This is a genomic window from Bacteroides sp. 90-K9/2, from assembly GCF_047310725.1.
GTDB classification, from domain to species: domain Bacteria; phylum Bacteroidota; class Bacteroidia; order Bacteroidales; family Bacteroidaceae; genus Bacteroides; species Bacteroides vicugnae.
Window position 1 is genome coordinate 257,951 of sequence record NZ_JBCGVL010000004.1, and the last position, 23,739, is coordinate 281,689.

The following is a 23,739-nucleotide window of genomic DNA, read 5'->3' on the forward strand; positions in this document are numbered from 1 at the left end:
TATGAAACGGATACTGCTACTACTTTGCGGAATAATGCTCGTTCCCGTTATTGCCTGTTCCCAGCATCTGGTTGAAGTGGGAAAGGGGTATAGCTGTACTTCGGTCAATACGACGGTCTTTCGGAATAACTCGCTGGTTACACACGGTGATGAACAATATATCAGTTATTACGATAACGATGGCTATCTGGTACTTGGAAAGCGGAAACTGGATTCGGAACAATGGACATTACATCGCACCCAATATCAGGGAAATGTGAAGGATGCTCATAATATAATTAGTATGATGATAGATGGAGAAGGATACATACACGTTTCTTTTGACCATCATGGACATCCATTGAATTATTGCCGGAGCATTGCTCCCGGTTCTTTGGAACTGGGGGATAAAATGCCCATGACCGGAGTTGACGAAGCAAATGTCACCTATCCGGAGTTCTATCCTTTATCCGGAGGAGATTTATTGTTTGTTTACCGCTCCGGTTCTTCGGGGCGTGGAAATCTGGTAATGAACCGTTATTCGCTGAAAGAACATAAATGGACTCGTGTGCAGGATATACTGATCGATGGGGAAAATAAACGGAATGCCTATTGGCAGTTATATGTTGATGAGAAAGGGACGATTCATCTTTCATGGGTATGGCGCGAGACCTGGCATGTGGAAACAAACCATGATATTTGTTATGCCCGTTCTTTCGATAATGGGGTAACCTGGTATAAGACGAGTGGAGAACAATATGAACTCCCGATCAAATTGTCCAATGCGGAGTATGCCTGTCACTTGCCTCAAAACTGTGAGTTGATTAATCAGACGAGTATGAGTGCTGATGCGGGAGGAAATCCGTATATAGCTACTTATTGGCGGGAACCCGATAGTGATGTTCCTCAATACCGCATCGTCTGGAATGACGGGAAGGTGTGGCATCAACGGCAGATAACCGATCGCCAGACACCTTTTACCTTGAAGGGTGGAGGTACGAAAATGATCCCTATTGCCCGTCCGCGTATTGTGGTAGAAGGTGGAGAAGTCTTTTATATTTTCCGTGACGAAGAACGGGGAAGTCGTGTGTCGATGGCATATGCGAATGATGTGGGTACGAGTAAGTGGACGATAACGGATCTGACGGATTTTTCCGTGGATGCTTGGGAACCCTCTCATGATACGGAACTTTGGAAAAAGCAGCGGAAACTGCATCTCTTTGTACAACACACCCGTCAGGGAGATGGTGAACGCACAGCGGAAATTGAGCCTCAAATGATATATGTATTGGAAACGAATATGGATACAAATAAATAAAGGTATGAAGAAACGATATGCAACTCTTTTTTCTGCACTCTTTCTAGGCGGTGCAATCTGTGCAAGTTGTACGGATAAGAAGGATGCTTCTGCTGAAGAAGTGATAAACACCATTCATAAAGTGAATCATTATTGGCAGACGAATCATCCGGAACACGGACGTTCTTTTTGGGATAATGCCGCCTATCACACCGGAAATATGGAAGCTTATTTTTTGACTAAGCAGCCGGACTATTTGGAATACTCGAAAGCCTGGGCGGAACATAATGAATGGAAAGGGGCAAAATCAGATCATAAGGAAAACTGGAAGTACAGTTACGGTGAAAGTGATGATTATGTGCTTTTCGGTGACTATCAGATTTGTTTCCAGACGTATGCCGATCTCTATAATCTGGAACCGGATACACAGAAAATAGCCCGTGCCCGCGAAGTGATGGAATATCAGATGAGTACCCCCAATCATGATTATTGGTGGTGGGCAGATGGCTTGTATATGGTCATGCCGGTCATGACAAAGATGTATAATATAACTAAGAATCCGCTCTATTTGGAGAAATTGCATGAATACCTCGCCTATGCTGATAGTATTATGTATGATGAAGAGGCCGGACTCTATTATCGGGATGGAAAATACGTGTTTCCTAAACATAAAAGTGTGAACGGCAAAAAGGATTTTTGGGCACGTGGAGACGGCTGGGTATTGGCCGGATTGGCAAAAGTCTTGAAAGAACTTCCTGAAACAGATAAGTATCGTCCGGAATATATAGACCGTTTCCGTACCCTGGCTAAGTCGGTTGCTGCTTGTCAACAGCCGGAAGGCTACTGGACACGCAGTATGCTCGACCCGCTGCATGCACCGGGACCGGAAACCAGTGGAACGGCTTTCTTTACCTATGGTTTACAATGGGGAATCAATAACGGTTTCCTGGATGCTGCAGAATATCAGCCGGTGGTTGAAAAAGCATGGAAATATCTTTCAACAGTTGCTTTGCAGCCTGATGGCAAGATTGGATATGTGCAACCGATTGGTGAGAAAGCGATACCCGGTCAGGTGGTAGACGCAAACTCCACTTCGAATTTTGGAGTAGGTGCGTTTCTATTGGCAGCCTGCGAACGGGTTCGTTATTTGAATAAATAAATACAGGCACGGATTACACGGATTTCACAGCTCTTAGAGGCATGTCTTAATATAAGTCAACAGCGTAATCCGTGTAATCCGTGCCTAAAATTTAATTCAGCATCAAGCTCATATATGGCTTTAACGGCCGAAGTATTCTATTGGTTAATTCGCTAATATTCATTTGTATATGTGCACCGGGCAGTCGCTCGGTATTATACATGCACTTTCCTTTGCACAGGTAATAATAGCCGTTATTTACAGACAATTGTTTGTCTGATAATTCCAGTTGCATTTCATCTTCGGGAAAAGCTGCGGCATAGATTTGCAGCACTTCTTTGGCATTGATGATACGTGCCATGCCTAGCGGATGTTGAGGCTGTTTATCTTCGGGAGGCAGTAGTTGAACCATGCGCTTGCATCCGGTGTGCTGCCTGATCGCATACAATAAACTATATTCCACATCCTTATCATCAGCGCAAAGTTCATTGATAATGATCTGTTTTTCTCCTTTATATATAATGGTTATTCCTTTGATTTCGTTTTCCTGTCTGGCTACAAATAAATAACCTCCGCTAATGGCAAGATCGGTCATAATAACCTGAAAGTCTTCCGGTGTGTGCTGAATACAGCAAGGCCGTTCGGAAAGCTTCTTATTCAAATAGGAATAGACCTCCTCCTGAAATTCTGAAACAACACTGACCGCTATCTCTTTAGAAGGGATAAACTCGGGCAAAACGATCTCTTTAGTTGAATACTTGAATACCGAAGCATATCCCATGCGGGCATAATAATCGAACAACCAGGGTTCCGCCGGTATCAATGTGCTGAAGTGTACCCCATTCCGTAACATCCGGGCGAAAGACTGTGATAAAAGCTCGCGCATGACCCCTTTGCTTCGATAATCGGGATGCGTACAGGCTCCTGAAATATAGGAGGTCTGCACGGTCTCTCCACCAAAAGTCATCGGATAAGGAAGCATCTGAAGGGCAGAGATTACCTCATCACCACTTTGGATGGCGACGTTCACCTCTGTCTTGTAGCGCAGTCCGAAGTACATCTCGACGAATTCTTCACTATCGTCAAAACAGACTTTCCACAATGCTTTTACTTGCTCCTTTATCATCATATTTATAAAGAGTTTACCATTTAACCATATTCATGGGATGCTCCTTGAGGCAAGCCATGTATTTCTCCAGAATCGTCACCGGTTGGTAAGACAATTTGGCTTTGCGCAAACCTTCAATACCTAAATCCTCTTCCCGGTTGATATAAATATATTGCTCAGGAATCCGGTTGGCGAATTCATAATTAATCATAGCATATGCACCCTCAATGCTGGTATCCGCTTTTTCTACATGTACACCGAACGTTTCATGATTGATAGGCATACCGAATGTAAATGCCACGATTTTACCGTTCACATGAAGAATTCCACCCGTCAGCCCGAGTGCTTCGAAGTTATGAAGTGCATAGATCAGGGCACGGCGTTCATTGCCCGTTCCTTCCTGTTGGTCACAATTGTTCACTTTACACCATTCTGCTTCCAGATCGAGGCATTCCTGAATACGGTCTGGGGTAATCGGTGTATACTCATAATCCGGATAAGTGTTGCGGAACCGGTTGATATGATTTCTTTTCGCTTGGAATTTCTTACCTTTCAACGTCGAAAGATCGCTTCTTAAATAGATATAATCAGCATAGTCGCGATCTTCTGTGAAAGTGAACTGTTCCGGAAGGATGGTCTCAAGTTCGGTGCGCATATTACTACACACTCCTAACATACAGAAATGATGGTTTTCTTTGCGGGCATCTTCTATCAGCTCCCGCAATATTGCTTTCAAATCTCCTGTACCTACGGGCATCATATAAGCAAGCTGATCTCCTGCCCAGAACTTGAACACCAGAAAATTATCGACTACTGCAAATTGGGTATCATATAAAAACCTCCAGCTACAAAGATTTGAGAATGAAAGATCGCAATTGCGGCGATTACTTTTCATCGTGAATGAGGTGATTGTGTCCCTGTCTGTTAATGTAATATCTTTAAATGGAATCATAAGATTGCTTTTTTGCGTTTAACTCTTTATATAACGGAAAATCAAGAGATTTTGTTTTTACAAAACACCTAATAATCGAAGGATTGTAGGTGTCAGCAATGCAGTGAATATTCCATTCAACGTCAGTCCCAGACTAGCATAGGCTCCGTATTTGCTGCTGATATCCATTGCGGTAGAGGTGCCGACGGCATGGGCGGCTGTTCCCATTGAAAGTCCTTGGGCGATCGGGCTGCCTACATGCATGATTTTCATTGTTTTAAAACCACAGATAGCGCCTAATAAACCTACTGCTACAACAACTGCCGCCGTCAGTGACGGAATACCGCCGATGGCTTTGGTTACTTCCATCGCAATGGGAGTCGTAACCGATTTTGGAGCCAGCGACAGGATTACTTCTTGTGAAGCTCCCATGAACTTTGCAATCAGTACTACTGAAATAACTCCGACGATGCAGCCTGCCAGTTGAGACAGTAGAATAGGCAACAACTGTTTTTTTATCATTTCCAGTTGTAGATATAAAGGTACGCCTAAAGCCACAACGGCCGGGCGTAGCCAGAATTCGATCAGATGTCCTCCTTTATTATATGTCTCATAAGAGATATGGGTCATTTTAAGGAAGATGATTAATAGTGCGATGGTCAGCAATATAGGATTTAATAATACCAGTCCTGTTTTCTTCTGAAGCAGTTTGGCAAAGAAGAAAATCCCGAAGGTAATAGCCAACAGGAAGAAATTATTTTCTAAGAAACTCATTTGTCTTTATTCGTTAAGTTGATTTTATCTTTAAGGTGTAGTTTCTCCGGTAGATGGAAATCTGACAGATGAAGTTTGCGTGCCAGTTTGATCTGATGCGCCAGTCTGAACTTGCGAACGATCTGATGTACCCATCCCGTTACGACAAGTACAAGTGCGGTACTGACAATGGTAGCTATCACAATTGGCCAGAATTCTGCCGCAATAACATCAAAGTATAGCATAAGAGCCACACCGGGTGGAACGAAAAAGAATCCCAAGTTAGCAACCAGAAAGTCAGACAACCCCTGTACCCAGTGTAATTTAATCCAACCTAATTTTAAAAAGAGGGTGAGCAGCAGCATGCCAATGATGCTGGAGGGGAGCTTGATACCCGTAAAATAAACAATTAATTCACCCAAAGCCAAACAGCCAAATAAAATGGCGCACTGACGTATCATATACTAATAACCTATTGATTTTGTTTTGAAAACGCTGCAAAGGTATGAAAAATAGGAGTACAGTGTTAAATATTATAATATTTTAGACTTGAAAGAGAAAAATAGGCGAAATTGTAATGTGGATGTTGCAAAATTGAGTACTTTTGCACCGCAAATTACAAATTGTAATGAGGTTTTATAATAATATTCAATATATCTATGCTCAATTTAATCAACCAAATCGTGGCGCGTGCGAAAGCAAATCGCCAACGTATTGTTCTTCCGGAAGGAACTGAAGAACGCACATTGAAAGCTGCCAATATGATTTTGACAGACGAAGTAGCCGATCTAATTTTACTGGGTAAACCGGCTGAAATTAATGAACTTGCTACAAAATGGGGATTGGGAAACATCGGTAAAGCTACTATCATTGATCCTGAAACTTCTCCGAAACACGAAGAATACGCACAGTTGTTGTGTGAACTTCGTAAAAAGAAGGGGATGACTATCGAAGAAGCCCGCAAATTGACGAGCGATCCTTTGTTCTATGGTTGTTTAATGATTAAGAGCGGTGATGCTGACGGTCAGTTGGCCGGTGCCCGCAACACGACCGGTAACGTACTGCGTCCTGCTTTACAGATTATCAAGACTGCACCGGGAATCACTTGCGTGTCTGGTGCTATGTTGCTTTTGACTCATGCTCCTGAATACGGAAAGAACGGTATTCTAGTCATGGGAGATGTTGCCGTAACTCCGGTTCCGGATGCTAACCAGCTGGCACAGATTGCTGTTTGTACCGCTCAAACTGCGAAAGCTGTTGCCGGTATTGAAAATCCGAAAGTAGCTCTGTTGAGCTTCTCTACCAAAGGTTCTGCTAAACACGAAGTAGTGGATAAGGTGGTAGAAGCTACTAAGATTGCGAAAGAGATGGCTCCTACTCTTGATCTGGATGGTGAAATGCAGGCTGATGCTGCTCTTGTACCGGAAGTCGGTGCTAGCAAGGCGCCGGGTTCTCCAGTTGCAGGACAAGCAAATGTGCTGATCGTTCCGAGTCTGGAGGTTGGTAATATTTCTTATAAATTAGTTCAACGTCTGGGACATGCTGATGCTGTCGGCCCGATTCTTCAGGGTATTGCTTGTCCGGTAAACGACTTGTCTCGTGGTTGTTCTATCGAGGATGTATATCGCATGATTGCTATTACGGCTAATCAGGCCATTGCAGCAAAAGCGAATAAATAAGTATTAGATATAAAGTATTAAGTATAAATCGACAACAACATGAAGATTCTGGTATTGAACTGCGGAAGTTCATCTATTAAATATAAATTGTTCGATATGACCACCAAAGAGGTGATTGCACAAGGTGGTATTGAAAAAATCGGTCTGAAAGGATCATTCTTGAAACTGACTTTGCCGAATGGTGAGAAGAAAATTTTGGAAAAAGATATTCCGGAACATACAATAGGAGTAGAGTTTATCCTGAATACATTGACCCACCCCGAATATGGTGCTATCAAATCTTTGGATGAGATTAATGCTGTAGGTCACCGTATGGTACACGGGGGAGAGCGTTTCAGCGAATCTGTATTGCTGAATAAAGAAGTTTTGGAAGCTTTCGCAGCTTGTAATGACTTGGCTCCACTTCACAATCCTGCTAACTTGAAAGGGGTGAATGCTGTTTCTGCTATTCTTCCTGACATTCCGCAGGTAGGTGTATTTGATACGGCTTTCCATCAGACAATGCCGGATTATGCTTATATGTATGCTATTCCTCACGAACTGTATGAAAAGTATGGTGTACGTCGTTATGGTTTCCACGGAACTTCTCATCGTTATGTGTCAAAGCGTGTATGTGAATTCCTGGGTGTAAATCCGGTAGGACAGAAAATTATCACTTGCCACATTGGTAACGGTGGTTCTATCGCTGCTATCAAAGATGGTAAATGTATGGATACTACGATGGGCTTGACTCCGTTGGAAGGCTTGATGATGGGGACTCGTAGCGGTGATATTGATGCCGGTGCAGTAACATTTATCATGGAAAAAGAAGGCTTGAATACGACCGGTGTTTCTAATCTGTTGAACAAGAAGAGCGGTGTACTGGGTATTTCAGGCGTATCAAGCGATATGCGTGAACTCTTGGCTGCTTGTGCGGCTGGTAATGAGAAAGCAATCCTTGCTGAGAAGATGTATTATTACCGTATCAAGAAATATATCGGCGCTTATGCTGCTGCATTGGGTGGTGTGGATATTATCCTGTTTACAGGTGGCGTTGGTGAAAATCAGATGGAATGTCGTCGTGAAGTTTGTAAGGATATGGAATTCATGGGTATCGAACTTGATAATGAAGTAAATGCTAAGGTTCACGGTGAAGAAGCAATCATTTCTACTCCTGCTTCTAAAGTGAAAGTGGTAGTGATCCCGACAGACGAAGAACTGTTGATCGCATCGGATACAATGGATATCCTGAAGAAATAACAGATTAATCAGTTAGAAATAAAAAAGATGGATTCAATTTTGAGTCCATCTTTTTTTATGTGAGTCCGTCCGGGTACTTATAGTTTGGTAACTTTAGTAATTACACCTATTCTGCTGCCAGTTGCTATTGTTTGGATGCATCATCCAATACCTTCCATTTATTTTTTGTCAATCAGAGAAGCAGTTTCCTTTTTTTTGTCTTACTTTGCATATCAATAGTTATATCCCGTTTTTGATATGCGTTACTCCGTCATAATTCCCGTTTATAATCGTCCCGATGAAGTGGATGAATTATTGCAAAGTCTTACAGTGCAACACTTTAAGGATTTTGAAGTTGTTGTTGTTGAAGATGGTTCTTCCATTCCCTGCAAAGGAGTAGTAGACCGGTATGCAGATCGGTTGAATATAAAATATTTCTCTAAACCCAATTCCGGTCCGGGACAAACCCGTAATTACGGAGCAGAACGTAGCGAAGGAGAATACCTTATTATATTGGATTCTGATGTCATCCTTCCCGAAGGCTACTTCGATGCGGTAGAGAAGGAGCTTACCACTTCTCCTGCCGATGCTTTTGGTGGCCCCGACCGTGCACACGATTCTTTCACTGATATTCAGAAGGCAATCAACTATTCCATGACCTCTTTCTTCACGACCGGAGGTATCCGTGGCGGAAAAAAGAAGATGGACAAATTCTATCCCCGTAGTTTTAATATGGGAGTTCGCCGGGCAGTGTACGAGGCTTTGGGAGGTTTTTCAAAGATGCGTTTTGGGGAGGATATTGATTTCAGTATCCGTATCTTTAAGAATGGGTACACTTGTCGTCTTTTTCCTGATGCCTGGGTATATCATAAACGTCGGACTGACTTGAAGAAATTTTTCAAGCAGGTGCATAATTCCGGCATTGCCCGTATTAATCTTTATAAGAAATATCCGGATTCTCTGAAACTGGTGCATTTGCTTCCAGCCGTATTTACATTGGGAGTGGCGCTTCTATTATTAGGAACCCCCTTCTGCCTCTTCAGTTTCACGCCGATCATTCTCTATGCATTGCTCGTATGCATTGATTCTACTATTCAGAATAAAAGTCTGTCTATTGGCGTTTATTCCATTGCTGCCGCATTTATACAGCTTATAGGCTATGGTACAGGTTTTTGGCGCGCATGGTGGCAGCGTTGTATCAGAGGGAAGGATGAGTTTGAGGCTTTCCAAAAGAATTTTTATAAGTAATCCATTTTTTATTTGCCTATTACCATTCCTATTTTTGTTTAAAAGACAAGTTGTCTGACACCCGGGTGTCAGACAACTTGTCTTAGCATAGAAAAAAGAAGATGGCTATAGCCAAATTGTTTTCCGTTACCTCTATCATTAAATAAAATAAGTCTACCTTTACATTTTCAAAACATAGCAAATGGAAAGTAAACACAAACTATCCATCAACCAATGGGCACTGGAGGACCGCCCGCGGGAGAAAATGATGGAGAAGGGAGCAGCCGCATTGAGTGATGCCGAACTACTCGCTATATTAATCGGCTCCGGAAATACGGAAGAGAGTGCTGTTGAACTGATGCGACGCTTGCTTCTGTCTTGTGATAATAATCTTAATTCCTTGGCAAAATGGGAAGTCTGCGACTATTCCCGTTTTAAAGGTATAGGACCGGCGAAGAGTATCACAGTGATGGCTGCATTGGAACTTGGAAAACGAAGGAAACTGCAGAGTATAAAAGAAAGATCTCAAATAAGCTGTTCAAAAGATATCTATGATATTTTTCAACCTCTGATGTGCGATCTGGAACAAGAAGAATTCTGGGTTCTTTTGTTGAACCAGGCAACGAAACTGATTGATAAGGTGCGTATCAGTACTGGCGGGATAGATGGAACATACACCGATGTGCGTACCATTCTTCGGGAAGCATTGTTGCAAAGAGCCACACAAATAGCTGTGGTCCATAATCATCCTTCAGGGAATATCCGTCCTAGTCAGCCCGATAAAACCTTGACGGAACATATTCGCAAAGCAGCGGATACAATGAATATCCGCCTGATAGATCATGTGGTCGTTTGTGAAGAAGGATTCTTTAGTTTTGCAGATGAAGGATTACTTTGACTGTTTGGCTTTCTACAACAATTTGCCATCCCGATACGTTTTCTTAATCAGCCGGAGGTAGAGAATAAACTGCATATTCTTTGGATACGTGATATGCATTCTGTGTCTAATTTTTTATGTTTCATTTTTTATCTCTATCTTTGCGATATATAAAAAAATAAGAGGACGTATGGAAAAGATTGAAATAGAAGAAAAGATTGTAGCCATGCTAAAAACGGTGTACGACCCGGAAATCCCGGTGAATGTATACGATCTTGGACTGATTTATAAGATAGATGTTTCTGATAATGGGGAAGTAGTACTTGATATGACACTCACCGCCCCTAATTGTCCGGCAGCTGATTTTATAATGGAGGATATCCGTCAGAAAGTGGAATCGGTGGAGGGGGTGACTGCAGCCACCATTAATCTAGTGTTTGAACCCGAGTGGGATAAAGATATGATGAGCGAGGAAGCAAAACTTGAACTGGGCTTTCTTTAGTTACGAGTGATAGCTTCATAATCAATCTCTTATAACTAACAACTCAAAACTCATGAAGAATGTTTATTTCCTTTCCGATGCGCATCTGGGGTCTCGTGCCATAGAACATGGACGCACCCAGGAACGACGCCTTGTGAACTTTCTCGACAGTATAAAGCATAAAGCTTCTGCCATTTATCTGTTGGGAGATATGTTCGACTTCTGGTATGAATTCCGGTTGGTGGTTCCTAAAGGCTATACCCGGTTTTTGGGGAAAATCTCCGAGCTGACGGATATGGGAGTGGAAATTCACTACTTTATTGGTAACCACGATATCTGGTGTGGGGATTATCTTACGAAAGAATGTGGTGTCATTATGCACCGTGAACCGTTGACTACAGAAATCTATGGGAAAGAATTTTATCTTGCTCATGGTGACGGACTGGGTGATCCGGATAAGAAGTTCAAATTACTCCGGCAGATGTTTCATAGTAAAACTTTGCAAACGATGTTTTCAGCCATCCATCCCCGGTGGAGTGTGGAATTGGGACTGACGTGGGCAAAGCGTAGCCGACAGAAACGGGTTGATGGAAAAGAACCGGATTACATGGGAGAAAATAAAGAACATTTGGTACTATATACAAAGGAGTATCTGAGAAGCCATCCTAATATCAATTTCTTTATCTACGGGCATCGTCACATTGAATTGGATCTGATGTTGAGTGCAACCTCCCGCGTACTGATTTTGGGAGACTGGATTAACTTCTTCTCTTATGCCGTATTCGACGGAGAGAATCTCTTTTTGGAAGAGTATATCGAAGGAGAAACGCAAGCTTGATTATTATACTACCAATTACATAGATTGGATTGTAACTTATTTATTTGCAATATAACAGGGATATTCTCTAAATATTAAAATCAAAGGCAACTAATTCATTGCGATTTAGTTGCTTTTGATTTTATCTTTCAGTAAAGATATTCAGTAAATATCCCTACTGAATCTGTATTAACCAGCGTAATTCCTAATGAAAAACTTATTTTTTCGTTACGATCAACTTGGCTTTTGCTTTATTAAAGTATAGTTTAATGGTATAAGTGCCATTCTCGCTTACTTTAAAATTATTATCGCTGCCCGCTTCTTCAAATTCTCCTTCAACATCATTGGTACCGAATGAATTCGTCCATTTGTTATCTGCGCGGATTTTCCATGCGTTATCGGCTTTTAGGTCCAATGTGGCAGTTAAGTAATAGGCTCTGTTGCCTGAAGCCTCCGATTCAAAAGCTAAAGTCATAGGAGTGTCCGCAGCTGCATTTCCCCAATCGTTATGTGTACCTGCAATTCCCCATGCATCGGCTGATGCTTTCGTAGAAAGTTCCAGAGTCGCCTTATTAAAAGAGAATTTGTAAGAATACTTATCATAGCAGGCAATATTACCCGTACTGGTAGCCAGCGTGATGGAAGCAGGATTCTTTTCGGTGACATCATCTGTTCCCCAACTCGTTTTCCAGGATGCTTCAGGAGAAATCTTCCAGCCGTCTTTTGCCTGATTGCCAAAGACTACCCATCCTTCATAGATGCCATCATCATTGGCAGAGAACAGTAATTGGCATTGCTTGAACGAATCATCCGGATTTCCCCAGTCGCAGTAGGCTCCCGGTAGGTATACTTTCGGATATTCGGGTTCGCCGATAAACGGAGTGATCTGGGCGGACTCTATGTTTGAATAGAAGGAATCGACAGCATCTGAGATAGAAGAGGCGATACGGAATTCAAAATCATAAGGTTCTACGGTGACTTCCATTTCATAAGATTTGAACAGCGTCATTATTTTACTGTTCAAATCCAGTGTAGTGATGTCATAAGACCCCTCTTCTGTAGAGGAGTACAAGGTTATTGCATTTTCAAAATCCTTGCCTTTCAAGGCCATTTGCAAAGAATTGGTAATCTGGGCTGTATATCCGGCTTGTGGATTGGTCCATTTTATCGCAATAGTCTGGGCTTTATTCGCGTCCAATACATAAGTGTCGGCAATGCCGGACAATACGGCAGGAGTCACTTCGCTCTCATTGTAATACACTTTGTCCAGGTCGCTCTCGCAAGCACTGAATATCAATAGTGATAGGCAGATTGCTGATATATATTTTACTATTTTCATATCTGTAAGTCATTTTATTATTTATAACCTTCGTTTTGTTCCAGTGATCCGTTTACGCTGATGTCCGAAATAGGAATAGGGAATATATTGTATCTTTCGTTGACACCTACTCCGGTAATGACACCACCTTTGGCAGGCCACGTGTAGGAGGAAGATGTGTATTTGCCGAAACGAATCAGGTCTATGCGACGGACGCCTTCCCAGTAAAGTTCACGGCCTCTTTCGTCCAAGATATTCTGATAGTTGTTAGCTGTCAGCCAGGCTGCGTCGATCTTATTATGTGGGGTTTCTCCATAAGCACGGTCGCGTAACTCATTTACATATCCGACAGCCGTATTGATATCACCGCCTTCGCCGCCACGTGCCACTGCTTCTGCATACATCAGGTAAACATCGCCCAGACGGAACAAAGGGAAATCAGTATCTACCCACAGAACGTCCTGTCCCGGCTCTCCTGTACTGGTGAGGTTCGTATATTTGATGACTCCCCAGCCTTCGGTATCAAAATTACCTACTACTCCGGTTGTTATCTGATAGTTACATTTACCGTTATAGTCATCGAAGATGCCTCGTTTATCCAGAATTTCTTCCGGCTTAGGAGTTGTGTTGTCTTCAAAACTAAACAGTCCCACTAAATTCTGTGTGCCTCGGAACACACTCCATCCTTCGCGAACACCACCGCCTGCTTCTTTGCGTGCGCCGACAATCAGTGCTGTCATTCCCCAGGATTGAGTTTTTCTGCCATCAAAAATGACCGGATAGATAATTTCTTTCAAAGTTTCCGGGTTCTCTCCATTGTCCGCTTTAAACAAATCGGCATAGTTGCTTGCCAGGGAATAATGAGGGATGATGCGTTTGCAGGCGGAGATACAATCGGTGTAGCGTGGCTGTCCCGTATAAACTTCGGCGTTCAGATACATACGTGCCAATAATGCGTCCACTACAGTTTGGTCGGCTCGTCCGTATTCTGTACGGGTAGCAGGCAGATCGGTTCTGATGGTATTCAGTTCGCTTTCAATCCAGTTGAACAGTTCCGTGCGTGAAAGCTGTGATGGAGTGAGCGAATAATTCTGTTCGGTGATGAACGGAGGTCTGCCATAAGCATCCATCAGAACGTAATATGCGAAAGCACGATTGAATCGAGCTTGCGCCGCATAGCTTTTCTGGTCGATTTCTGACGGTGCATTATCTATATTCTTCATAAATTCATTGGTAAGTGCCACCACAAACATGCAGCGTTGGTACACTCCCTCTATGATTTCATTCTTGCTGGTACTCCAGGTCAGGCTATTGATTTCGCTCGACCAGGCTTCGTTCGCTGCATTCTTGCATTCGTCGGTGGTCTGCTCCTGCATCGTCCACCAGCAGCGCATCAATACAGTGTTACCTCCATCCAAACCGGCAATATCGGAATCACTTCCATTCTGTCCGGAAAGTGCCCAAACTGAATATATTTTATTTAATCCTTTGGTATAACTTGCTGCATCTGTATAGGCTCTTTCCGCTGTAACAACGGTCGGGTCTAAAGGCTGTACATCTAAATCACCCACGCAACCGCTGAAAACGGTGAGGCAAGTCAGTATTGAAACTAATATATAATATTTCTTTTTCATGGCATTCCGTTTTAAAAGTTAAGATTGATACCTAAAGTGAATGTGCGGGGACGAGGCCACATACTTCCGTCTACTGCTGATGTTTCTGGGTCCAGACCGCTGTACTTTGTAATCGTAAATACGTTCTGCACCGAAGCGCTGATACGTCCCGACAATCGGTTGGTGAAGAGCTTTTTGAAGGAGTAACCCAGCGTGATGTTATCCATTTTCAGGAAAGAGGCATTTTCGAGGAAGTAATCGCTGGCTCCCTGCTCCGTACTGTTGATCTGGGTGAATCCGGTTTTATAGATTGCTTCGTAATAGTTTACGAGGAAGCCTTTACCACTGTAGTTGTAGGTAGTGCTGTTACCGGAAGCAAGAGAATTAAATACATAGTTTCCGAGGTTGGCACGCAGGTTGAAGCCCAAGTCCCAGTTGCGGTAAGTAAATTCCGAGCTTAGTCCCATAAAGACTTTTGCCATCGGACTTTTACCTGTCAGATAACGGTCGGCTTCTGTAATTTTTCCATTGCCGTCACGGTCGACAAAAGCATTCTGGATCGCTTTTCCATCTTTATCATATACTTGTTGGAAAAGATAGAAAGTGTTAGGCTGTTCATTGATCTGATGTTTTTGATTCGTTCCGGCATCGATACCTTGATATTCGGGATTATAAGTAGCCGTCAGTTTGGTAATCTTGCTGTCATTCCAAGTGATGTTGTAGCCCACATTCCAGGTAAAATCTTTGCTTTGTATAGCCATTGCATTGATATTGAATTCGACTCCTTCATTCTTCATTTCACCCACGTTAGCTGTAATCTGATTGGTGAAGTTGGTGCCGGCAGGTGCGCTGACAGTATTCAATAGGTCTTTGGTATGTTTCTGATAATACTCGATGCTACCATTGATGCGATTATTCAGGAAACCATAGTCGATGGCAAAATTATAGGTCGCGGTCTGTTCCCATTTCAAGTCGGGGCTGTAGCCATTTGGTTTCAGTAAAGTTGTTCCCAGATAAGTCGTGTTGGGGTTGGTACTGAATGAATAAGTGGTCAGATATTGATAGTCGCCGATTTCTTGCTGACCGGTGACACCATATCCCAAACGAAGCTTCAGTTTGGATAAAACATTTTTTGTTCCTGCCATGAATGCCTCATCGCTCACTGTCCATGCCAGTGCTGCCGACGGGAATAGGCCCCAGCGGTTGTTTTTGCTGAAACGGGAAGAGCCATCCCGGCGCAGGGTTGCAGTGAGCAGATAACGTCCCATGAAGTTGTAGTTCAAGCGACCAAAGAAAGATACAAGATAGTTCTCGTAAGGAATACGATAATGGCTGTCCCGAACATATTTTCCTATTTCCTTATCATACGTATACCCTTCTTTGTCACCCTCGCTTCCGTCTGTCGGGTTGGAGTAGGTGATATCATGGTTGGCATAGTAGAAGTGTTGCCAGGAATAACCTGCCATTACATCAATATGGCTTTTGATTGATTTTATATCTTTGGTATAGTTCAGATAAAAATCCAGCAAATGGTTGCGACGCAAATTATTCCATGTATTGCCGCTTCCCAGATTTTTAAAGTTGGTGTCTTGTGCGCTTTGGATAGAACCGGGTGCAACAAAGTTGTGTCCCGTTGTTTTTGCCACGTCGTAACCTATGTTCAAGTTCATGTGCAGGTCTTCCAGGCCATGAATCTTATAGTCCAGTTGGATGTTGCCTAAGCTACGGTTTGTCTTTCCCTGATTATCTCTATCATATAATAAAGATAGTGGATTGAATGTTGCTACCGATTGAACGGCACCGGGCACTTCCGACCAGTTCCAATAGCCGTGATAATTTCCGCTGTCTGTGTATATTGGTTTGGTTGGATCGAAGAAAGCAGCGGCACCTACGGCTCCCGAATCAGCAAAACGATTGTTGTTGATCGTACCTTTTACATTGATATCTACACTCAAATGCTCTTTAAAGAATTTCGGATTAAGATTGATGGCAGCGGTGTAACGTTCGTAAGAAGACGTTTTGAGAGTACCACGTTCGTTATTGTAACCTAGGCTGACACGATAGGGCAGTATACCTGTCTTGCCGGAGATGGCGATATTCTGGTCGGTGCTCAAACCTGTCTGGTAGATGGCGTCCTGCCAGTCGGTAGATTGGTGAGGGTACTTGTTCACGATCTGACTGATCGCATCCTCTTGTGTCGTCCCGCTATACTGATTCTTTAGTACTTCGCGGAATTGATCGGCATTGAGAGTAGGAACACGTTGATAAACATCTTTGGCTGTGAAACTACCGGAATAGGTAATCTTCACCTTGCCTTGCGAACCTTTTTTAGTTGTGATAATGATAACACCGTTCGAAGCACGCGAACCGTAGATGGCGGTAGCCGAGGCATCTTTCAAAACGGTGAATGTTTCAATATCATTGGGGTTGATTGTTGCCAGTGCATTAGGTGTACCCGGAGCAGCATCATTGGAAGTAGGAATACCATCAATAACAATCAACGGATCATTGGATGCGTTCAACGAAGCGCCTCCACGGATACGGATGGTAGAACCGGCTCCGGGGCTACCATCACCCGGAGCTACAAAAAGTCCCGGCACTTTGCCTTGGATTAATTCCTGCGGTGATGTAACAGCACCGCGATTCATGTCTTCCGCTTTGATGGCAACAACTGAACCACTCAAATCGCTCTTCTTTACGGAACCATAACCAATGACAACGACATCATTCAACAATTGGCTGTCATCTTGCAGTGTCACAGTAACAGAAGGAGCAGCTTTCACTTCAGCAGGTTTATAACCTACAAAGGAAATAGAGAGTATGGCATCTTTGGTAGCATTCAGTGTAAAGTTACCGTCGAAATCGGTAATTGTACCAGTGGTAGTACCTTTGATGATCACATTTGCACCGATTACCGGTTCGCCCGTGGTGTCTTTTACATGTCCTTTGACAGCCATCTGTTGTGCATAGGAACTTAATGCGAAGAACAGCCCCGGCAATATGAGGAGAATCACTTGAAAGATTCTGAAATTAACTTGCTTCATGCATTCTAAAAATTAAAGTTAACAATATAGTGATATTATCATATCCTTGAAAATATTTAGTAAAAATGCCTATTGAAAACATTTATTCTTTAAAGGCTATATGATTATAGCCTTTTTAATCCTTTTACTTCTGCTTTATCTTTTACTTCTTTGATACTGATTGCATATCCTCCGCCGTTGGCTGCACGCAAAGTCATCTTACTCTTGTTGGTCAGAATACCTTTTTGGATGGTATATGCCTGTGGATTCTCTTTCCAGTCAGCATCTTTGGCATCTGCATAAACGGTGGCGATATACTGCTTGCCCGGAGTAAGAAAATCGAATGTCAGTTTAGAAGTATGTCCATTCTCACCTGCTGTACAACCGATATACCAGTCGTTAGTACCTTTCGCTTTACGGGCAACAGTGATGTATTCTCCCGGCTCTGCTTCCAGATAGTTGCTCTCGTCCCAGTCGATGGCTACATCTTTGATGAATTGGAAAGCATCCATAAACCGTTCGTAGTTTTCGGGGACATCGGCAGCCATTTGTAAAGGACTGTACATCGTCACGTATAAAGCTAGCTGGCGGGCGATGGTAGAACGTACCTGAGAATTATTGGCAGGATTCATTTTATTGCAGTGAGTTTCGAAGATACCTGGAGTATAATCCATCGGACCGCCAATTAATCGTGTGAAAGGCAGGATAGTGGTATGATATACCTTGTTCCCTCCGAATGATTCATACTCTGTACCGCGTGCCGATTCGTTGCCGATTAAGTTGGGATAAGTGCGGCAAATACCTGTCGGCCGGGTTGCTTCATGTGCATTGACCATGATTTTATAGTCGGCGGCTTTCTTTACTGCATACAGGTAGTGGTTGTTCATCCATTGACCGTAATGGTGTTCTCCACGAGGAATAATATTGCCTACATAACCACTCTTTACAGAGTTGTATCCGTTATCTGCCATGAACTGATAAGCCTGATCCATGTGGCGTTCGTAGTTGCGTACAGAAGCGGAAGTTTCATGGTGCATCATCATTTTAACACCCTTACCTGCTGCATAGCGATGTATTTCCTGTACATCGAAATCAGGATACGGAGTTACGAAATCAAATACGTAGTCTTTACTGTTGCCGAACCAGTCTTCCCATCCTTCATTCCATCCTTCCACTAACACTGCGTCGAATCCGTGAGCAGCTGCGAAATCTATATAACGTTTTACATTGGCTGTATTGGCGGAATGTTTGCCGTTCGGTTTTGTTTTAGAATAATCAGTTTCGCCAAGTTTCACGCTGGTCAGTTCGTCGGTATAAGCCCATGAACCTTTTCCGGTAATCATGTCCCACCATACGCCGATATATTTCACAGGTTTTATCCATGAAGTATCTTCCAGTTTGCAAGGTTCGTTCAGGTTAAGGGTAATACGTGAGGCAAGGATATTGCGGGCATCGTCGCTGACAATCACCGTACGCCATGGAGTATTGCAAGGAGTTTGCATATAACCTTTATCTCCTTTGGCATCCGGAGTCAGCCATGACTCGAATATCATATTTTTATCGTCGAGGTTCAGGTTCATGCAGGAGTAATCAACCAAAGCGGCTTCATGAAGGTTGATGTATAAACCATCGTCGGTTTTCATCATCAATGCGGTCTGTACACCTGTTGGTGAAAATACGGTCTGTGAAGTATTAGGGGTGACAGCTTGTTTCATCAATCCTCTGATTTCTGACAGGCGGGAAATGGTATAATCATATTCCTGTGTGTCATAATCACCCGGAATCCAATAAGCGGTATGGTCACCTGCCATTGCAAATTGTGAATGCTCATCCTTGATGATAAAGTAGTTCAATGTCTTCTGCTGTGGGAACTCATAGCGGAAGCCCAGACCGTCGTTGAACAGACGAAAACGTATCAGGATGGAGCGGTCGTTTACCGGTTGGTATAAGGTCACTGCCAGTTCATTATAATGATTGCGGATTTCCTTTTCTTCTCCCCATACCGGTTTCCAGGTTTCATCGAAAGTAGATGTATGGGCATCTTTCACTTCAAACCCATCAGATAGATTTGTTTTTGAATCAAGTTTATCCATGTCTCTGCGGTCTACCCAATCGAAATCAGTCTTAGTCGCATTCTCTTTTTTCAGTTCCAATCCCAGTTTACTAGGTTTGATGACAGCTTTTTCTTTGTAACTCAATTCATATATGGGAGCACCTTCTTTATTTAATTGGAAGGTCATAACCAGATTTCCATCCGGTGAGGTCAGTTTCTGTTGTGCGTTCGCGATGAACGAAATACAGAGTAAGGCAATAATCAATAAATTCTTCTTCATTTTATCTATGGTATTAAATTGTAAGCTAATTAATTTGAGCTTTCAGGTGTTTTGCATTAGGAATATCGCAAATGTAAAGACTATCCTTGCCGGCTTTATGAATTAGAATAAAAATACAAGTCTGTGTAAATGTCAATACGTTGTTTCCTAGTCAATTAACTGGCAATGTCACCTCCGTAAATATAAGTCGTTATGAACTTGTTCAGAAGGATAAAATCAAAATTCCACGGCTTGGAAGGGTCCATTCTTTTTCTAGTTTGACTGTCTCTCCTGTCAGCACATTATGAGCAGATGAAGCGGGTAGTATTTCCTGATATTCATTCAGGTTTATGGTTTGTTCCCGATTGTTTCCGTTAAGGAATACCGCTACTGATTGGTCACCATATTTGCGTTCGTATACATAAACACCTTTGTTAGGAGAAAAATGTTTTAATTTCCCTTTGGCGATCACTTCATTTCCTTTTCTCCATTGAAGTAGTTTTTGCAGGAAAGAGAAAGCTTCATATTGTTGTGCTGTTCGGTTGGTTGCGTCGAAGCAATTCCGTGTATCATTCTGCCAGCCCCCAGGAAAATCACAGCGGAGTAAACCGTCGCCATTAGCTTTGTCGGCAGCCATTAGAATTTCAGTTCCATAATATATTTGTGGAATTCCCCGGGTTGTCAACAGAAATGTGAGTGCCTGTTTGTAGCGATCGAGGTTTTGTGTGGCAGCTTCCGAACGGTAGAAGCGGGAAGTGTCATGATTGTCGAGAAAGATTAATAGATTCATCGGGTCGGCATAGACGATATCTTGTGATAGATAGTCGAAGAGCCGGTAAAGTCCTCCGTTCCAGTCGTTCGTTTCCTCGTCGAAAGCATTATTCATCTGATCCATCAGCGGGAAATCCATCACTGTACGCAAATAGGAATTTTGGGGAGCGGCTACTTTACTGTCTTTTTGCCAGTAAGAGACAAGCACGTTACTGCCTATCCAGGTTTCTCCTACAATATTGAAATTCGGATATTCTTCTGTTACCGCTTTACACCAGTCAGACATCATGTTGAAGTCTGCATAAGGATGTGTGTCCTGGCGGATGCCATTGATACCTGCATATTCAATCCACCAGATACTGCTTTGTATCAGATAAGTAGCTACATGGCGGTTACGTTGGTTAAAATCGGGCATACATTCGCTAAACCAGCCGTCTACTACAATCTTTTTCGCATAGTCCGAAGCATACGGATCTGATGGAGTAGCTGTCTTGAAAGTCGTTTGTACATAGTTGCCTTTGAAGTTGAACCAATCCTTGGAAGGCATATCTTTGAAGAGATAGTTTTGGTCTCCGCAATGATTGAAGATCATATCCATTACTACTTTTAAGCCTTTGTTGTGTGCCTGTTGCACCAGACTGCGGAATTCCTCATTACTTCCGAAACGCCGGTCTACCTGATAGTAATCGGTAATGGCATAACCATGATAGGAGCCTTCTTTCATATCATTTTCCTGAATCGGATTGAGCCATATACTCGTCACTCCCAAATTGGCAATGTAATCCAGTTGATTCTCTATACCTTTCAGATCACCGCCATGACGTGCAAAAGGATCATTACGATCTACTTTAGCTTCCAACATTCCGGGGATTATATCATTAGAAACATCGCCATTGGCAAAGCGGTCCGGCATAATGAGATAAAGAACGTCGCTTGAATTAAAACCTTCCACTTCGGAAGCTGACGGTCTTCTTTGTTTAAGCTCGTAGGGGACTACAGTTTGCTTTTTTCCTTGTTTCAGAATGATTTCGAATTTCTGTGGGGCTGCTTCCGAAATATTCATATATAAAAGCAGGTAATTCGGATTTTCCTGCTTTACAACTTCTTGTAACATGATGTCTTTAGAAGAAATGCTGACCTCTGCAGAAGCTATATGTTCCCCATACAGCATGACTTGCAGTTCGGGGTTTTTCATTCCTGCCCACCAGAATGCAGGGGCTACTTTTTTTATTGCAGTTGCGGCGAATAGTGAGCTGCAACTAAATAAGGATACAAGTAAGATGACGGATAAAAAAAACTTTTTCATGGTAACGTAGATTTTAAATGTTTGCTCGGCGAACCGATGTTGCAAATGTAGAGGGATAGGATGCTATATTTGGAAACTAGAATATAAATATAAATGCTTTCGGGAGTTAATGCGTTGTAAATCAATAGTATGTTAGCGAAATAACGATGAGGAAATATAAGTGAAAATTAAAATAGTTATGAATATATATTTCATTCTCATTACTATATTTATTATATTTGTGACATCTTTAAAAAGTATCCTATGAGAAATATAGCCTGTTATATTTTATTTTTTCTCTTGGCTTATCCTGTTTCATTGTCTGCAAAGCAGACGGAATATGGAGCAGCTCTTAAAAGACTGGACGACATCATAAATAAGAAAGAAACTTATCAGCTTCAGAAAGAAAAGGAGATTGATGGCTTGAAAGTCCAGCTTGCTCATTCGGTTGATCCTGTTGATAAATACCGGCTATATGGTGCTCTGTTTGATGCTTATCTCCATTATCAGGCAGATTCTGCACTTCATTATATAAACAGTAGAAAACAGATTCTACCTCAACTGAATCGTCCGGAGTTGGAGAATGAGATTATGATTAACCGGGCAACAGTGTTGGGGGTGATGGGGATGTATATTGAAGCAATGAAAGAGTTGGAGAGAATTCGCCCGGCGAAGTTGGACAAAAGAATGTTACTGTCTTATTATCAGACTTACCGTGCCTGCTATGGCTGGCTTGCTGACTATACTACCAATAAGGAGGAAAAAAAGAAATACTTGAAAAAGACAGATTTATATCGTGATTCTATTATCAGTATCATGCCTCCGGAAACAAACAGGACGATTGTTGCAGCTGAAAAATATATAGTCAATGGTAAAGCCGACACAGCTTTAGTCATGCTTAATGATGCATTGAAAGACGTTGTTGATGAACGCCAGAAAGTTTATATCTACTATACGCTGTCCGAAGCATATAGTATGAAGAAAGATACAGAGAAAGAAGTATACTATCTGATATTGACAGCGATAGCGGATTTGGAGTCTTCAGTGAGAGAGTATGCCTCTTTGCAGAAGTTGGCCCATCTGATGTATGAGCAGGGGGATATTGATCGTGCTTACAAGTATTTGAGTTGTTCGATGGAGGACGCTGTAGCTTGTAATGCCCGTTTACGTTTTATCGAGGTAACTGAGTTTTTTCCGATTATTGATAAGGCTTATAAACTGAAGGAAGAAAAAGAACGTGCGGTTTCCCGAACCATGTTAATCAGTGTCAGCTTGTTGTCATTGTTTCTTTTGGTTGCTATCTTCTTTCTGTACCGTTGGATGAAGAAACTGTCTATCATGCGGCATGATTTGAGTTTGGCCAATGAACAGATGCAAGTAGTCAACAAAGAACTGGAGCAGACGGGGAAAATAAAAGAGGTATATATTGCCCGCTATCTGGACAGGTGTGTCAACTATCTGGATAAACTGGAAACCTACCGTCGCTCATTGGCTAAACTGGCGATGGCATCCCGTATCGAAGATTTATTTAAGGCTATTAAATCCGAACAGTTTATCCGGGATGAGCGGGATGAGTTTTATAATGAATTTGATAAGTCTTTCCTGAAATTATTTCCGAACTTTATTTCCGCTTTTAATGAATTGCTGGTAGAAGAAGCAAGGGTTTATCCGAAATCCGATGAGCTTCTGACAACAGAACTTCGTATCTTTGCCCTTATCCGCTTGGGAGTGGTAGACAGTAACAAAATCGCTCATTTTCTCGGTTATTCTTTGGCCACTATCTATAATTATCGTAGCCGGATGCGTAATAAAGCTGCCGGGGACAAAGATCAGTTTGAGCAGAATGTAATGAACCTATAGTGCTATTCACAGATAGCAATGTGTTATTGCTTCGTAATATGCGAGCAAGTAA

Annotated in this window: 18 protein-coding genes; 9 read left to right on the forward strand and 9 right to left on the reverse strand. The window is 42.4% G+C overall.

The window, feature by feature from the left end:
* Position 1 precedes the first annotated feature (1 nt).
* On the forward strand, positions 2–1,297 hold the full coding sequence (locus tag AAHJ11_RS12140) for a BNR repeat-containing protein (protein ID WP_258979363.1): 1,296 nt from the start codon (positions 2–4) through the stop codon (positions 1,295–1,297).
* A gap of 4 nt (positions 1,298–1,301) precedes the next feature.
* A complete protein-coding gene (locus tag AAHJ11_RS12145) occupies positions 1,302–2,435 on the forward strand; it encodes a glycoside hydrolase family 88 protein (RefSeq protein WP_258979364.1) in 1,134 nt (377 codons plus the stop codon).
* 91 nt (positions 2,436–2,526) lie between these two features.
* On the opposite strand, the gene AAHJ11_RS12150 is transcribed toward AAHJ11_RS12145, so the two are convergent.
* Genes AAHJ11_RS12150 through AAHJ11_RS12165 form a run of 4 tightly spaced genes read right to left on the reverse strand, consistent with a single transcriptional unit; the run spans position 2,527 to position 5,667 of the window.
* Complete coding sequence (locus tag AAHJ11_RS12150) at positions 2,527–3,543, reverse strand: GNAT family N-acetyltransferase (RefSeq protein ID WP_217721884.1); 1,017 nt, start codon at positions 3,541–3,543, stop codon at positions 2,527–2,529.
* A gap of 13 nt (positions 3,544–3,556) precedes the next feature.
* Positions 3,557–4,474, reverse strand: a complete 918-nt coding sequence (locus AAHJ11_RS12155; RefSeq protein WP_258979365.1) for a DUF2156 domain-containing protein — start codon at positions 4,472–4,474, stop codon at positions 3,557–3,559.
* Between the two features lie 57 nt (positions 4,475–4,531).
* Positions 4,532–5,227 (reverse strand): LrgB family protein, encoded by a 696-nt coding sequence (locus AAHJ11_RS12160; RefSeq protein ID WP_148363985.1) that lies wholly within the window; start codon positions 5,225–5,227, stop codon positions 4,532–4,534.
* The gene (locus tag AAHJ11_RS12165) at positions 5,224–5,667 is read right to left on the reverse strand and encodes a CidA/LrgA family protein (protein WP_148363984.1); all 444 of its coding nucleotides are present in this window, start codon (positions 5,665–5,667) and stop codon (positions 5,224–5,226) included. The genes AAHJ11_RS12160 and AAHJ11_RS12165 overlap by 4 nt, the downstream gene beginning before the upstream one ends.
* Before the next feature lie 198 nt (positions 5,668–5,865).
* Between AAHJ11_RS12165 and pta the strand changes: the two genes are divergently transcribed.
* From pta to AAHJ11_RS12195, 6 genes are all read left to right on the forward strand, one after another.
* A complete protein-coding gene (pta, locus tag AAHJ11_RS12170; protein WP_148363983.1) occupies positions 5,866–6,885 on the forward strand; it encodes a phosphate acetyltransferase in 1,020 nt (339 codons plus the stop codon).
* Between the two features lie 39 nt (positions 6,886–6,924).
* The gene (locus tag AAHJ11_RS12175; RefSeq protein WP_148363982.1) at positions 6,925–8,124 is read left to right on the forward strand and encodes an acetate kinase; all 1,200 of its coding nucleotides are present in this window, start codon (positions 6,925–6,927) and stop codon (positions 8,122–8,124) included.
* A gap of 237 nt (positions 8,125–8,361) precedes the next feature.
* Complete coding sequence (locus AAHJ11_RS12180) at positions 8,362–9,351, forward strand: glycosyltransferase (RefSeq protein WP_148363981.1); 990 nt, start codon at positions 8,362–8,364, stop codon at positions 9,349–9,351.
* A 181-nt stretch (positions 9,352–9,532) separates the two neighbouring features.
* Positions 9,533–10,228 carry a RadC family protein gene (gene radC, locus AAHJ11_RS12185; RefSeq protein ID WP_148363980.1) on the forward strand — a complete coding sequence of 232 codons (696 nt, stop codon included), beginning with the start codon at positions 9,533–9,535 and terminating at the stop codon, positions 10,226–10,228.
* Between the two features lie 169 nt (positions 10,229–10,397).
* Positions 10,398–10,709 (forward strand): metal-sulfur cluster assembly factor, encoded by a 312-nt coding sequence (locus AAHJ11_RS12190; protein ID WP_074909760.1) that lies wholly within the window; start codon positions 10,398–10,400, stop codon positions 10,707–10,709.
* A 52-nt stretch (positions 10,710–10,761) separates the two neighbouring features.
* Complete coding sequence (locus tag AAHJ11_RS12195) at positions 10,762–11,526, forward strand: UDP-2,3-diacylglucosamine diphosphatase (RefSeq protein WP_258979366.1); 765 nt, start codon at positions 10,762–10,764, stop codon at positions 11,524–11,526.
* 196 nt (positions 11,527–11,722) lie between these two features.
* Here the strand turns inward: AAHJ11_RS12195 and AAHJ11_RS12200 are convergent, their stop codons facing one another.
* The 5 genes from AAHJ11_RS12200 to AAHJ11_RS12220 all read right to left on the reverse strand — a co-directional run bounded on the left by AAHJ11_RS12200 (position 11,723) and on the right by AAHJ11_RS12220 (position 21,848).
* Positions 11,723–12,844 carry a SusE domain-containing protein gene (locus tag AAHJ11_RS12200; RefSeq protein WP_413579570.1) on the reverse strand — a complete coding sequence of 374 codons (1,122 nt, stop codon included), beginning with the start codon at positions 12,842–12,844 and terminating at the stop codon, positions 11,723–11,725.
* A gap of 17 nt (positions 12,845–12,861) precedes the next feature.
* Entirely contained in the window at positions 12,862–14,457 is a 1,596-nt protein-coding gene (locus AAHJ11_RS12205; RefSeq protein WP_148363977.1) for a RagB/SusD family nutrient uptake outer membrane protein, read from the reverse strand.
* An 11-nt stretch (positions 14,458–14,468) separates the two neighbouring features.
* Positions 14,469–17,480, reverse strand: coding sequence for a SusC/RagA family TonB-linked outer membrane protein (locus tag AAHJ11_RS12210; protein WP_413579572.1), 3,012 nt, complete (start codon positions 17,478–17,480; stop codon positions 14,469–14,471).
* A gap of 104 nt (positions 17,481–17,584) precedes the next feature.
* Positions 17,585–19,792: a glycoside hydrolase family 97 protein gene (locus AAHJ11_RS12215; protein ID WP_413579574.1), complete on the reverse strand. Its 2,208-nt coding sequence runs from the start codon at positions 19,790–19,792 to the stop codon at positions 17,585–17,587.
* A 202-nt stretch (positions 19,793–19,994) separates the two neighbouring features.
* Positions 19,995–21,848 (reverse strand): glycoside hydrolase family 13 protein, encoded by a 1,854-nt coding sequence (locus AAHJ11_RS12220; RefSeq protein WP_259022079.1) that lies wholly within the window; start codon positions 21,846–21,848, stop codon positions 19,995–19,997.
* A 243-nt stretch (positions 21,849–22,091) separates the two neighbouring features.
* Here AAHJ11_RS12220 and AAHJ11_RS12225 point away from each other — a divergent pair, with 243 nt between their 5' ends.
* A complete protein-coding gene (locus AAHJ11_RS12225) occupies positions 22,092–23,687 on the forward strand; it encodes a DUF6377 domain-containing protein (RefSeq protein WP_148363973.1) in 1,596 nt (531 codons plus the stop codon).
* Positions 23,688–23,739 lie beyond the last annotated feature (52 nt).